Below are 13,461 nucleotides of genomic sequence, written 5' to 3'. Positions count from 1 at the left end.
TAGAGTAATTATCGCCGTTTTGACAGCGGATTATACCCAGTGCTACGTCCATTCATTTTTACTGATACTGAACACGATGGCTCACAACCTGTCAAAAGTGACTGTAAACGTGAACAGTGACTTAGAAGGAGCTAACATGCCCACTTTTATGAATGACCCTACCATGCCCACACCGAGCTTCCCCGGCAGTCACATGGTATTGGACGACCATTATGTGTTTATTTCGGGGCTGACCGTTTCTGACCTTTCTAACGGCCACGCCGCACGGGGTGACGTTAAAGAAGAGACGCGCCTTGTAATGCGCGCGCTATCGCGCATGCTTGAGATGGAGGGTGGCAGCCTCGCGGATATCCTGCGCGTGGACATCCACCTCACTGATCTACACGCCATCCAAGATATGGATAGTGTTTACGCGGAGCATTTTGAGCCTGGCCGCTACCCTGCCCGCACCTGCACCGAATCTCCCCATATCTGCGGGGGAAGCAGTATTGAAATTACCGTAATGGCTAAGCGCCAGCTTCAATCAGAGCAATAACCGCTTCAATATCAATATTCGCTTCTAGCATATCGGCTAGCCGATCAAGCTCACGCTCACGGTGGGCTTGATAATCGAGATGCACTGCATTCTGAAGCCCGAGACGGCTAAGCAGGGCTCTGCACGCTTGCGTATGATCAAATAAGCCATGCAGATAAGTCCCCATTATTTGCCCGTCGTCGCTAACGGCGCCTTCATTGCGCCCGTCGACTTCAAACAGCGGGGATTCAAGGGCCTGCCCTTCGCTTACGCCGTTATGAATTTCATACCCGGTAACGGCTGCCCCTTCCGCTATTGTCACGCCGCGAACGTTGCGCAACTGCTTGCCAGCGACCATGCGCGTGGTGAGATTCAATAAACCCAATCCGGCTACTTTGCCAGGCTTGCCCTCCAAGCCTTCAGGATCATCCACCCACTCGCCCAACATTTGAAATCCACCGCAAATACCCAATACCTTGCCGCCATAACGCAGGTGGCGCTGAATGGCATTATCCCAGCCCTGGCGTTTTAGCCACGCCAAGTCACTGGCGGTACTTTTACTACCAGGCAGAATGATCACATCGGCAGCGGGTATCGGTTGGTCAGGCCCCACAAAGGTCAGCGATACCTGCGGGTGCAGACGCAGCGGGTCAAAATCGGTGTGATTACTGATACGCGGCAACGCTGGCACAATCACGTTGAGCGTCTGACCAGCTTTTTCGGCGTGGGTTAAACCAACGCTATCTTCGGCATCGAGCACCAGCCCTTGAAGATAAGGCAGCGTGCCCAGTACGGGTTTTCCAGTGCGCTCCTCCAGCCATTCAAGCCCAGGGTTGAGCAGCGCCATATCGCCCCGAAAGCGGTTAATAATAAAACCCTTGGTGCGCGCCTGCTCACTCTCGCTCAATAGCGCCAACGTCCCCACCAACTGGGCGAATACCCCACCACGATCAATATCACCGACGAGTAATACCGGGCAGTCAGCCGCTTCGGCAAAGCCCATATTAGCGATATCGCCCTCACGTAGGTTTATTTCCGCGGGGCTACCTGCACCTTCGGCAATAATCACATCAAAACGGCTCTCTAATGCCTGCCATGCGGCCATTACGCTCTCTTTGGCCGTCCGCTTGAAGGCGTGGTAATCCAGGGCGTCCATATGCCCATGCACTTTACCGCGCAAAATCACCTGGGCGCCGCGGTCGGTTTCCGGCTTGAGCAATACCGGATTCATATCGCTGTGGGGGCCCAAATAGCAGGCCTGGGCCTGCAAGGCCGTAGAGCGGCCAATTTCACCGCCATCCTCGGTGACGGCGCTATTTAGCGCCATATTCTGGGGTTTAAATGGCGCCACTGATATGCCACGCCTTGCCAACGCACGGCAGAGCGCGGCCACCACGGTACTTTTGCCCGCATCCGAGGTAGTGCCCTGAATCATCAGTGTGGCCATAGGAAGGTCTCGCCCAGGTGAACAAGAGCGAGACTTTAGCGGCCCCTGGAAATCAGCGCAATGTGATCAAGCAAAACAGTCCTCCTTTTCAATTGCCCTCGAACTGCATGGTTATTAATCGCCTTGTCATCATAATCACTCTAAAAATACATATTCCCGCCATTTGGCCGTCACATACCCACTCTAGGCTGATACCTCATAAATGAGATCGATCTCATTGCATTGAAAACAGGTATTCGCATGGCAGATTTACTCACTGTGGCCAAACTCGCAGGCGTCTCTCGGGCAACCGCGGCGCGGGCTTTTTCAAGTCCCGATTTGGTACGCCCAGCCACCCGAGAACGCGTTTTTACCGCCGCCCGGCAACTGGCGTTCAGGCCCAATAAAGTCGCTCAACAGCTACGTTCGCAGGCCACGCAGATGATTGGCGTGATGGTGCCGAGCCTCGACAACCCGGTGTTTGCCGAGCAGCTACAAGCCATGGAAGTAGCTGCCCGTGCGGCGGGTTACTCACTGATCGTGACCACCAGCGAATACTCACCCAGCAGAGAGGGTGACATCGTCGAAGAGATGCTGCGCCAGCGCGTCGACGGCTTGGTGCTTACCGTAGCGGAAGCGGATAACAGCGCCGTGCTGGACAAGCTGCGCTTGGAAACTACCCCCTGCTTGCTGGTCTACAACCCGCCTGGCAGCAGCGGCTTCCCCTCGGTCGGTGTCGATAACCGTGCCGCCAGCGTTGATGCCACCCGCCACTTGATCGCCCTGGGCCATAAGCGAATTGGCATGGTCGCTGGCCCGCTGCTGCAGTCAGACCGCGCCCAACAACGCTTTGCGGGTTACTGCCACGCGATGGACGGAGCAGGCCTTGTCGCCCGCCCGCTGGTAGAGATGGCCAACCATACCCAAGCAGAACTAACCTGCCTCACGTCGGCGTTACATGGCGCTGATGCTCTCACGGGGGTGATCTGCACCAACGACCTGCTCGCCATCAGCCTGATGGGCGAACTTCAGCGCGCCGGATTTAGGGTGCCTGATGACCTTTCCGTCATGGGCTTTGATGGTATTGCCTTGGGCAAGCACCTCTACCCGTCGCTGTGCACCATTGAGCAGCCTCGCGCCGAGATCGGGCGCAGTGCTGTCCACACACTGCTCGCCATGATTCGGGGAGAGCGCTGCGCGCCCGCTCCCCTGCCCCACGCACTGCGTAAGGGCGAAAGTGTCGCAACCCCGACACCCCGTTAGTCCACGTTCGGTACTTTAGAGAGGAGCACAGTATGAACCTTAATCGTCTTTACCAAGCATTATTGGCCACGGCAGTGATCAGCACATCGGGAAGCGTTTTGGCGCAATCAAGCGACAACGCGATCTGCTACAACTGCCCGCCAGAATGGGCAGACTGGGGCACGCAGCTGCGTTTGATTGAGCAGGAAATCGGCATTCGCGTGCCTCAAGACAACAAAAACTCCGGCCAGTCATTAGCCCAGCTGGTGGCTGAAGCAGTTAGCCCGGTGGCGGATGTCGTCTACTACGGGGTGACCTTCGGCATTCAGGCCATGGAAGAGGATGTGGTAACGCCCTACCAACCTGCGCACTGGGAGGAGATCCCCGAAGGACTGAAAGATCCCGAAGGCAACTGGTTTGCCATTCATTCCGGCACGCTCGGTTTTATGGTTAACATCGATGCCCTGGATGGCGCGCCGGTGCCGACCTCATGGGAAGACCTGCTCAAGCCCGAGTATCGCGGCATGGTGGGCTACCTTGATCCGGCCAGTGCCTTTGTCGGCTACGTCGGTGCCGCGGCGGTCAACCAGGCCATGGGGGGCGATCTTAACGACTTTACCCCGGCAATCGACTACTTCAATCAGCTTGCCGACAACGATCCGATTGTGCCCAAGCAAACCAGCTATGCGCGGGTGCTTTCCGGCGAGATCCCGATTTTACTTGATTACGACTTCAACGCTTACCGGGCTCGCCACAGCGATGGTGCCAACGTGGAGTTCGTGATTCCCGAAGAGGGTACCGTGGTAGTGCCTTATGTTATGAGCCTGGTGAAAGATGGCCCTAACCCCGAGAACGGCCAGCAGGTACTCGATTTTGTACTCTCTGACCAAGGCCAAGCGGTATGGGCAGACGCCTACCTGCGCCCCGTGCGCGCAAGCGCTATCTCCGCAGAGGCACGCGACGTATTCCTCCCCGATAGCGAGTATGACCGCGCCGAGGCACTCGACTACACCGCAATGGCGGCTGCCCAGCGAAGCTTCTCCGAGCGATATCTGTCGGAGGTGCGTTAATCATGACAGCGGCATCCAAGCAGCCCTCCGGGGCTGCTTCTTACGTCAATAGTCGTCCAATCATGGTGGGCCCCGCGCGACAGAAAAGCTTTATCGCTATGGTCGCCTTACTGCCTGCACTGGTGATCTTCTGCGCCTTTTGGTTACTGCCTTTTTCACGTCTGATCATGATGGGGGCCGAGGCAGACCCAAGTAGTGGTATCAGTGCTTATATGACGATTCTCACCCATCGGCAGTACTTGATTAGCCTAGCGACCACCGTTGGTCTCTCGCTGGTAGTGTCTCTGGTAGCGGTAGCCATTGCCGGTGTTGCCGGTTTTTTTCTCGCCCGGCAGCATTTTTTTGGCAAGTCCATATTAGTGGCTATCCTGACCTTTCCGCTGGCCTTTCCAGGCGTAGTGGTGGGCTTTCTGGTCATTATGCTGGGCGGGCGCCAGGGTGCACTGGCGCAAACCAGCCTATGGCTGTTTGGCGAGCGCTGGATGTTCGCCTACTCGCTGGCCGGGTTATTTATTGGCTACCTCTACTTCTCCATTCCTCGCGTTATCACCACGGTAATGGCTGCCTGCGACAACCTAGATCAAAGCCTTGAAGAGGCGGCCCGCTCGTTAGGAGCAAATACCTGGCAAGTCACTAAAGACGTTATCGTGCCCGGCATTGCGCCCGCACTGCTGTCAACCGGTGCCATCTGCTTTGCTACCAGTATGGGCGCCTTTGGAACGGCGTTTACCCTGGGCACACGGCTAAGCATCCTGCCGCTCAATATCTACGGCGAATTCACCAACTACGCCAACTTCGCCATGGCGGCTGCGCTTTCGGTGGTACTGGGTGTGATCACCTGGATGGCGTTAAGCCTTGCTCGTCGGTTGGCAGGCGGCAATCTGGGAGCCTCCGTATGAAATCGCGTCTACGCTTCACGCTTCAATTGGTTTTCACCCTGCTGGTGTGCTTATTTATGATCGTGCCCGTGGCCATGTCGGTGATGGCGGGTCTGACCGAGAACTACTTTGTCGGCCTTGAGAGTGGGCTGACCTTGCGCTGGGTCAATGAGGTGTGGCAGCTCTACGCCGATACCATCTGGCTCTCCATTAAACTGGCGCTCGCCTGCTTACTGATCACTGTTCTGATCGGCGTCCCCGCCGCCTACGGTCTACTGCGCAGCCGCCGCCGCTGGGCCAATGCCATTGAAGAGCTGCTGTTGCTACCGGTTGCCGTGCCTGGGCTGGCCACCGCTCTTGCCCTACTGCTCGCCTACGGTAGCTATCGGGAATTTCGCGGCAGTTGGCTGTTTATTCTTGTCGGCCATGTGCTGTTTACGTTGCCCTTTATGGTGCGCGCAGTGCTCTCCGTGATGCAGACCGCCAAGCTTCCCCAGCTAGAGGAAGCCGCCGCCAGCCTGGGCGCCAGCTTACGGCAACGCTTTTTCGGGGTCGTTATCCCCAACTGCATGAGCGGCATTCTGGCGGGCGCGCTGATGGTAATCACCTTATCAATCGGTGAATTCAACATCACCTGGATGCTGCATACCCCCTTGACCAAAACGCTACCGGTTGGGCTAGCCGACAGCTACGCCTCGATGCGCCTGGAAATCGGCTCGGCTTACACGCTGATATTTCTAGTGATGGTGGTGCCCTTGCTGGTGGCGATTCAGTGGGCAGGTCGTCTCACCGAGCAGCGTCGCTAAATGCCTATTGAAAGACACCTGACTGTTTTAGTTGAGAATCCATTATGAGTTCATCTGTGAGCATTACGCTCAACCAATGCAGCCGCACCTTCGCTGGCGGCAACACGGCGCTACAGCCGCTGGATCTGCAGGTTAATCCAGGCGAAACCCTGGTACTGCTGGGCCCTTCCGGCTGCGGCAAAACCACGACCCTGCGTATTATCAGCGGCCTGGAAAGCCCCGACAAAGGTGGGCAAGTGCTGTTTGGCGAGCGCGATGTCACCGCCCTGCCGATTGAGAAGCGCGACGTGGGAATGGTGTTTCAAAACTATGCGCTATTTCCCAACATGAGCGTTGCCGACAACATTGCCTACGGTCTTAAAATACAGCGTTTGCCGCGGGCCGAGATTGCCCAAAGGCTTGACGAAGTGATGCACATGGTCGATTTGCAAGGCTTTGGCGATCGGCGTATCGACGCCCTCTCCGGCGGGCAAAAGCAGCGCGTCGCCCTCGCCCGCGCAATTGCCGTGCGCCCCAAGGTGCTGCTGTTTGACGAGCCATTGGCGGCGCTCGATGCCAAGCTGCGTGACCGCCTGCGCATCGAGATTGGCCAGTTGCTGCGTGAATTGGGCACCACCGCCGTGTACGTCACCCACGATCAAGACGAGGCGATGGCCCTGGGTGACCGCATCGCGGTAATGCAAGCCGGACGTATTGCCCAGTTAGGCACACCCCAAGAGATTTACCATCAGCCAGCCAATGCCTTTGTGGCCGATTTTATTGGCGCGGTTAACTGCCTGGACGTGATCGGCAGCCGAGCAGATGGCGGGTTAATCGTGCATGGCGGTGAACTCTCTGCCTCTCACTTGCAGGGCGTACCCACGGTCTACTGCCGGCCAGAAGATATTCAGGTAGTGCCGCTGGACCAAGCCGATGTAAAAGGCACGGTAGTGCAAAGCATTTTCCTGGGCCAGAGCCAACGCCTGATGGTGGACACTGGCAACGCCTCACCCCTCCAGATTGAGGCACCTTCCCGCCAGCGCTGGCCCAACGGTACCGCGATTGGCCTGGCACTCCCCTCCCGCGTGCTTTTTCATCCAGATAAGCTCACACCCTCTGTTAATGCCAAGGAGATGGCCAATGGCTGATCACTGTCTTAAAAGCTCAACGCCTGATCCTACCCGGCAATGCCTTATCGCCCAGATTAGCGACCCGCATATCAAGGCGGGTGGAAAACTTTCTTACCGTCAGGTGGATACCGCCAATGCGCTGCGCCAAGCGATCAGCACGCTCAATCAGCTAGCGCCGCGGCCCGACCTGGTGCTGATTAGCGGTGACTTGGTTGATTTTGGTCATCCCGACGAGTACGCCACTTTTACGCAAATCCTGGCTGACCTGGTGCTGCCGGTGTACTTGATCCCTGGCAATCACGATGACCGCCAGCACCTGCGCGCCGCCTTTCCGGAACACCGCTACCTGTTTCAGCATAACGGCTACTTGCAGTGGGTGGTGGATGATTACCCGGTGCGCTTAGTGGGTCTCGACTCATCGGTGCCGGACAAACCCCACGGGGAGCTAAGCGATGAGAGCCTGCAGTGGCTGGATAAAACGCTGGCAGCGCAGCCCGATAAACCGACGCTGGTCATGGTGCACCACCACCCGTTCGTGAGTGGCATCGACCATATGGATCGCCAGCCGCTCAAACGACCAGAAGCGCTAGCCGACGTCATTGGCCAGCATGCCCAGGTCGAGCGCGTGCTCTGTGGGCATCTGCACCGTTCGATCCAAGCCCGCTTTGCGAACACCCTGGCGATTAGCTGCCCCGGGGTTTCCCATCAGGTTAGCCTGGATCTCACCCCAGACGGCCCCGCCCACTTTCAGCTTGAGCCTCCCGGTTACCTGCTGCACCACTGGTCGGCAGCTAACGGCATGGTGACTCACCAAGGGTTTATTGATTCCTACCCCGGCCCTTTTCCGTTTTATGATGCGAATGGGCTAATTGATTAAGACGCGGCCATGGGAGAAAGCGATTCGTCGTTGACCTTTGCCAACTCCCAGGCTTGTACCATCTGCTTTTTGTCTAACCCCCAGCGATAGCCACCCAGTGCGCCACTTTGTTGAATCACCCGGTGGCAGGGTATCCATACCGCGATGGGGTTAGCGCCCACCGCATTGCCCACTGCACGGGACGATTTAGGCGTGCCCAATGCCTGGGCGATATGCGAATAGCTGGCCAACTGACCTTCGGGAATCGTCAGCAGCGCCCGCCAAACCGCTATTTGAAAGTTAGTGCCGGTCACGTGCAGCGACAAAGCAGCAGTTCCCTCTTCGGGTTGATTAAAAAGCTTTTCCACCGCAAAACGGGTAGCATCGGGGCTATGGCACAGCATGCTGCGCGGCCACTCTTTGGCAAGCCGAGCCAGTAACTCCTCTGAATTCGTCGCATCGACAAAACCCATACGGCAGATACCCCGGGGGGTTACCGCTACAAACATGCTACCTAAGGGCGTTTCATGAACCCCGTAGGCGATCTCCACGCCTTCACCCTGGCGCTTATACTCTCCCGGGGTGACCGCTTCTAACTGCACAAAGTGATCGTAGAGCCGGGAGCCGCCGCTTAGCCCCAGCGTATGGGCAATATCCAGCAGGGATGTCGATGCCTGAATCAGTTGCTTACTGCGCTCTAACGTCAGCGCCTGCAAAAAGCGTTTGGGGCTGATACCCGCATAACGACAAAATAGCCGCTGGAAATGAAAGGCGCTTAAATGCACCTGCGCGGCCACTGTTTCCAGGTTGGGTTGCTCCGCTGCATGGGCCACCATATAAGCCATGGCTTTTTCGATACGCGCATAGTCGTTCATTGTGTTATCTCTGTGCCTTGGGACTGCCTATCTTCATCAGCCTAAGCGTTCACAAGCGAGTTGCCGACCCGAATCTTGCTAATGGCGTTAGCAGACAGCTCCCGACTTTTCCGCTAGGGTAATGCCCCGCCTCCACTGACGGTACACGATACGCCCATGCAAGACTTGATCAATGACATCGCGGCCACCATGGCAAATGCCGAACAGCGTGGCAAGGTCGCCGACTATATCCCCGAGCTTGGCCACGTTGACCCACAGCAGTTTGCCATTTCGCTGTCGACCGTAGATGGCAACGTGTACTCGGCGGGATGTGCCACAACCCCCTTCTCCATTCAGAGTATCTCCAAGGTATTTACGCTGACTATAGCGCTGGGGCAAGTGGGTGATTCGCTGTGGTCGAAAGTCGGCCGGGAGCCCTCAGGCGATCCATTTAACTCCATCGTTCAACTAGAGCATGAAAGCGGCAAGCCGCGTAATCCGTTTATCAATGCCGGGGCTATTGCGGTGGTCGATGCGATCATGATGGGCCATGAACCCAAAGAGACACTGGGCGAGATTCTCAGCTTTGTGCGCTATATCGCCGATGACGACAGCATTTATTTCGACCACGCCGTGGCCGCCTCAGAGATGGCCCACCGCGACCGCAACGCGTCACTGGCGCACTTTATGAAAGCCTTTGGCCATCTACGCCACGATGTCGATAAAGTGCTGGGCACTTACTTCCACCAGTGCGCCATCGCTATGAGCTGCGAGCAGCTTGCCCATGCAGGATTGTTTTTGGCCTCGGATGGTATCAACAAACCCAGTGGCAAACGCGTGGTAGCGCCCCAGCGGGCCCGCCGGATCAACTCATTGATGATGATGTGCGGGCACTACGACGCCTCGGGAGAATTCGCCTTCCGCGTCGGCCTACCCGGCAAAAGTGGCGTCGGCGGCGGCATTCTGGCGATTGCACCGGGACACGGTTCTATTGCCGTCTGGTCGCCGGGGTTAGACGCCTATGGTAATAGTTTACTGGGCACCCAGGCGCTGGAAATGTTTGTGCAGCGTACCGGCTGGTCGGTGTTTGGGCATTATTAAAAGCTAAGCGTAAAAGGCAGTCGCTTAAGTAGCCACCTCAATTTTGTTCAATACCGCCAGTGGGCACCCCTGCAAACTCCTTGCACTACCAAGGAGGATAACAATGAGCACTACCCTACTGCTGCCGACGCTACTACCCATGTCTGCATTTGCTCTCGCCGCGTCTATTTCGCCGGGGCCGGTCAACATTGTTTGCTTGAGTAGCGGCACGCACTACCCCATTGTCAAAGGGCTTATTTTTGTAACCGGCGCCACGCTGGGGTTTGTTGCGCTGTTTTTAGCCATCGGCGCGGGGCTTTACTCACTGCTGAGTGTGGCGCCGCTGTTGGAAGCGCTTTTACGTTGGGCAGGTATTGGTTTTTTACTCTACCTTAGCTATCAACTGTTTCAGCACGATGGACGAGTACAGGAACGAGGCGGCGACAACGCACCAGGGTTTTGGGCAGGCGCAATGATGCAGTGGCTTAACCCTAAAGCATGGCTGGCGTCTGCCGCTGGCATTGGGGCTTATACCAGTGGTAGCAAGCCCTTCCTGCTATGGCTGTTCGCTGCGCTTTATTTGCCTATTTGCTGGCTTTCGCTAGCCAGCTGGGTAGCTGCTGGGGCTTTTCTCAAACGCTATGTGCACCGCCCCATCGTCCTGCTGACGATTAACCGCGTATTGGCTATTTGTCTGGCCGCTAGTGCACTGTTTCTGTTGTTTTGAGTGGCTGTTCTGTTGTTTTGAGTGGCTGTTGTTTTATGTGACTGCTGTTATTTGGGAAGCGGGTAGCGGTACTGGTTGGGCGTTGCGGCCACCAGCCGCTTAAACGTTCTTTGAAAGTGGGGTTGATCATTAAAGCCTGCGTTCAAAGCGGCCTCAACAATCGGCTGCCCTTGCTTGAGGGCTTTTTGCCCCAGTTGGATTCGCTGGTTAATCAGGTAGGCATGAGGCGTCAGCCCGAAGTGCTGTTTAAAGGCACGAATCAGGTGCCCAGCACTATAGCCCGACTGCTGACATAAGCGTTCAAGCGAGATATCAGCGGCACAATTGGCACGCAAATAGGCCGCAACCTGTTCTAACGCACTGGGCGCTTGGGGCAATGCCGCAGGGGATTCTTGGGCAAGCACTTGCATCATGGTAGACAAGTACTCGATTAGCGTCGCCTGCTTATCAACAATTTCCCGTTGTTCATCCAGCAAACAAGCGGCCATATCGCAGTACCCAGCATAAAGCGCTGGCTGGGTAATAACGGCGGTAGCAATGTCCTGCCAGTTAGGCGCATCCAGCAGGCCCAATTGATAGCGCAACTCACTCAGCCACGCGGTATCGACGTAGAGCATCAAGTAAGCCCAGGGCTGATTCTCGATGGGGTTACAGGCATGCACCCAGTGGGGGTTCATCATCACGATGTCACCCGCACTAATCTGATACGTCGCGTCACGATAGCAAAAGGTGCTTTTACCTGCGGTCACAGCCCCCAGCGACCAATGCGAATGGCTGTGCGGTGCATAGCAGACCTGTCGAGCATCGCTGATTTTACGCAGTTCCACATAGGGCATACGCGCATCGCGCCAGAAGATAGGTGCCGAGGTAGATGCTGAAAGAGATGCTGAAATAGGTGCTGAAATAGGTGCTGAAACTCTACTCATGCTCTGCTCACAATATTAAAAAATAGTGAAAACAGCGATTAGCTCTGTTACTTGACCTAAGCTGGACAATAGCACAGCACAAGCACAGTATGGGCCGCTGTTAAGCACTATATGAACTAGATTGCATAGGATATGCAACGCCAAATACGTCAGGAGGACACCATGGCCGACAGTATGAAAAAACCCGACCATCGTGATGCGATTACCCTTTTCGCCCGTATGGGCTACGCCTCTCGCGGTATTGTGTATGTATTAGTAGGCGGCCTTGCAGCGCTGGCACCCCTTGGCCAAGGCGGTCAGACCGAGGGCAGTCGGGGCGCCTTGGAACGCGTGCTCACCGCCCCCTTTGGTAACGTGTTGCTAGGTTTCATTGCCGTTGGCTTGGTGGGCTACGCTATGTGGCGGACTATCCAAGCGGTTAAAGACGCCGACCACCACGGCAATGGCGCCAAAGGCTTAGCGATTCGTGCGGGCTTATTAGCCAGCGCCATTACCCATACGCTATTAGCGTTTTTTGCCGCAACGCTCATCTTCCAATATGCGGGTTCTTCGGGTGATTCAGGTGGCGGCTCGCAGGGTGTGGCCGGCTGGCTAATGGAGCAGCCTTTCGGGCGTTGGCTGGTAGGCGGGGTTGGTTTAGTCATGATTGGCGTAGGTATTGCCCACGCGCTGAAAGGCTACAAATCCAAATTCGACAAACACTTTGCAATGCCACCACAAACTCAACAATGGGCCTATCCCATCTGCCGCTTTGGCTTAGTGATTCGTGGACTTGTGTTTGTAATCGTGGGTAGCTTTTTTATCATCGCCGCTTATCAAATCGCCCCCAATGAAGCAGGCGGGATGGGTGAAGTGTTTAGCACGCTGCGAGGACAACCCTACGGCCAGTGGCTGCTTGCATTTGTCGCTTTAGGGTTATTCGCATTCGGTCTTTATAGTGTGCTAGCAGCTATTTACCGTCGCATTAATCCCGAGATGTAGTCACCACCATGGCCATAACCTCAAAGCGAACTAAACAGTGGTTCGAGCGCATTAATGGCTCAAAGAACATGCTGTGGTTACTAGGAACTCTCTCCTTTCTGGAGACAATTATTCTGCCCATTCCCATCGAGTTGGTATTGATACCGCTGATGGCGGCGAACCGACAGCGCATCTGGGCAATTGCCACGGCCACCACGCTGGGCTGCTTAGTGGCGTCGCTCATCGGCTATGGCGTGGGCATGGTGCTATTCCAATCCGTTGGTACCTGGTTTATCGAATTCATGGGGATGGAGCAGAGCTATCAGGCGTTCCAAAGCTTCTTCGACCAGTACGGTTTTGCTGCGATTCTGGCCATTGGCATTTTGCCAATTCCTTTTCAGATCGCGATGATTACCGCCGGGCTGTCTGGCTACCCCATTCTGCTTTTTGCCCTGGCGGCGCTCATCGCCCGCGGCTTACGCTATTTCGGCCTGGCTTGGCTGGTTCACCGCTTTGGCCATGACGTTCTGGTGTTATGGAAACGCCACGCCTTGGTAACCAGTTTGGTAGCAGGGGTCATTGTACTGGTAGTAGCGCTAGGGATGCAGGCGCTGGCAGGGATGGTAGTATAGGCAACTGAACCTGTGGTTCATCTCTTAAATGCCGTAATCCCGCTCTACCTTGGCGATACGGGTTTTAAAGTGCTGATACCACTGTTGATGCCCCAGCCGCTGGGCTTCTTGATGCTCTGCATGGGCTTTCCACGCTTTAATAGATGCTATATCAGCCCAGTAGGAAACGGTCACACCCACTTCATTTCTGGCGGATTCCACCCCCAAAAATCCCGGCTGCTGGGCTGCAAGCTCAACCATTTTTGCCGCCATCTCGTCATAGCCATCATCGACCTCGGTGCGTCGTGAGGTAAAAATAACCGCGTAGTAAGGAGGTTCAGGGGTGTCAGCGATATATAGCATAGGCCTCGTCGCGGTTAAAAAAGGAATGAAGCTCGCACC

General features: G+C 56.0%; 15 protein-coding genes. 11 read left to right on the top strand and 4 right to left on the bottom strand.

The window, feature by feature from the left end; genetic code table 11:
- Positions 1-136: 136 nt before the first annotated feature.
- Positions 137-535 (top strand): RidA family protein, encoded by a 399-nt coding sequence (locus A6R74_RS05280; protein ID WP_064233408.1) that lies wholly within the window; start codon positions 137-139, stop codon positions 533-535.
- Here A6R74_RS05280 and A6R74_RS05275 read toward each other — a convergent pair.
- Positions 507-1,961, bottom strand: coding sequence for a cobyric acid synthase (locus A6R74_RS05275; protein WP_064233407.1), 1,455 nt, complete (start codon positions 1,959-1,961; stop codon positions 507-509). The two genes, A6R74_RS05280 and A6R74_RS05275, sit on opposite strands and share 29 nt — an antisense overlap.
- Before the next feature lie 240 nt (positions 1,962-2,201).
- On the opposite strand from A6R74_RS05275, the gene A6R74_RS05270 reads away from it, so the two are divergent.
- From A6R74_RS05270 to A6R74_RS05245, 6 genes are read left to right on the top strand one after another with little or no spacing between them, the layout of a single operon-like run.
- On the top strand, positions 2,202-3,203 hold the full coding sequence (locus A6R74_RS05270) for a LacI family DNA-binding transcriptional regulator (RefSeq protein WP_064233406.1): 1,002 nt from the start codon (positions 2,202-2,204) through the stop codon (positions 3,201-3,203).
- A 32-nt stretch (positions 3,204-3,235) separates the two neighbouring features.
- The gene (locus A6R74_RS05265; protein WP_064233405.1) at positions 3,236-4,252 is read left to right on the top strand and encodes an ABC transporter substrate-binding protein; all 1,017 of its coding nucleotides are present in this window, start codon (positions 3,236-3,238) and stop codon (positions 4,250-4,252) included.
- Positions 4,253-4,254: 2 nt separating this feature from the next.
- Positions 4,255-5,151: an ABC transporter permease gene (locus tag A6R74_RS05260; protein WP_064233404.1), complete on the top strand. Its 897-nt coding sequence runs from the start codon at positions 4,255-4,257 to the stop codon at positions 5,149-5,151.
- Entirely contained in the window at positions 5,148-5,936 is a 789-nt protein-coding gene (locus A6R74_RS05255) for an ABC transporter permease (protein WP_064233403.1), read from the top strand. Before A6R74_RS05260 ends, A6R74_RS05255 begins: the two co-directional genes overlap by 4 nt.
- 44 nt (positions 5,937-5,980) lie before the next feature.
- Positions 5,981-7,063, top strand: a complete 1,083-nt coding sequence (locus tag A6R74_RS05250; protein ID WP_064233402.1) for an ABC transporter ATP-binding protein — start codon at positions 5,981-5,983, stop codon at positions 7,061-7,063.
- Positions 7,056-7,922: a phosphodiesterase gene (locus A6R74_RS05245; RefSeq protein WP_064233401.1), complete on the top strand. Its 867-nt coding sequence runs from the start codon at positions 7,056-7,058 to the stop codon at positions 7,920-7,922. Before A6R74_RS05250 ends, A6R74_RS05245 begins: the two co-directional genes overlap by 8 nt.
- Here the strand turns inward: A6R74_RS05245 and A6R74_RS05240 are convergent.
- Positions 7,919-8,776, bottom strand: a complete 858-nt coding sequence (locus A6R74_RS05240) for a bifunctional transcriptional activator/DNA repair enzyme AdaA (RefSeq protein WP_064233400.1) — start codon at positions 8,774-8,776, stop codon at positions 7,919-7,921. The two genes, A6R74_RS05245 and A6R74_RS05240, sit on opposite strands and share 4 nt — an antisense overlap.
- Before the next feature lie 156 nt (positions 8,777-8,932).
- On the opposite strand from A6R74_RS05240, the gene A6R74_RS05235 reads away from it, so the two are divergent.
- Both A6R74_RS05235 and A6R74_RS05230 read left to right on the top strand, forming a co-directional pair.
- On the top strand, positions 8,933-9,856 hold the full coding sequence (locus A6R74_RS05235; protein ID WP_064233399.1) for a glutaminase: 924 nt from the start codon (positions 8,933-8,935) through the stop codon (positions 9,854-9,856).
- A gap of 103 nt (positions 9,857-9,959) precedes the next feature.
- Complete coding sequence (locus tag A6R74_RS05230) at positions 9,960-10,562, top strand: LysE family translocator (protein WP_064233398.1); 603 nt, start codon at positions 9,960-9,962, stop codon at positions 10,560-10,562.
- A gap of 47 nt (positions 10,563-10,609) precedes the next feature.
- On the opposite strand, the gene A6R74_RS05225 is transcribed toward A6R74_RS05230, so the two are convergent.
- The gene (locus tag A6R74_RS05225) at positions 10,610-11,488 is read right to left on the bottom strand and encodes an AraC family transcriptional regulator (RefSeq protein WP_240488170.1); all 879 of its coding nucleotides are present in this window, start codon (positions 11,486-11,488) and stop codon (positions 10,610-10,612) included.
- Between the two features lie 162 nt (positions 11,489-11,650).
- On the opposite strand from A6R74_RS05225, the gene A6R74_RS05220 reads away from it, so the two are divergent.
- Together A6R74_RS05220 and A6R74_RS05215 are read left to right on the top strand one after the other, a co-directional pair.
- Positions 11,651-12,469 (top strand): DUF1206 domain-containing protein, encoded by an 819-nt coding sequence (locus tag A6R74_RS05220; protein ID WP_064233396.1) that lies wholly within the window; start codon positions 11,651-11,653, stop codon positions 12,467-12,469.
- Positions 12,470-12,537: 68 nt separating this feature from the next.
- Positions 12,538-13,080, top strand: a complete 543-nt coding sequence (locus A6R74_RS05215) for a YqaA family protein (RefSeq protein WP_240488169.1) — start codon at positions 12,538-12,540, stop codon at positions 13,078-13,080.
- Between the two features lie 24 nt (positions 13,081-13,104).
- Here A6R74_RS05215 and A6R74_RS05210 read toward each other — a convergent pair whose 3' ends face one another.
- Positions 13,105-13,422, bottom strand: a complete 318-nt coding sequence (locus A6R74_RS05210; protein WP_064233394.1) for an antibiotic biosynthesis monooxygenase family protein — start codon at positions 13,420-13,422, stop codon at positions 13,105-13,107.
- Between the last annotated feature and the right edge of the window lie 39 nt (positions 13,423-13,461).

Origin of the sequence: Halomonas sp. ALS9 (assembly GCF_001651035.1) — a bacterium.
Lineage (GTDB): Bacteria > Pseudomonadota > Gammaproteobacteria > Pseudomonadales > Halomonadaceae > Vreelandella.
This window is presented reverse-complemented; position numbering and strand designations above follow the sequence as displayed.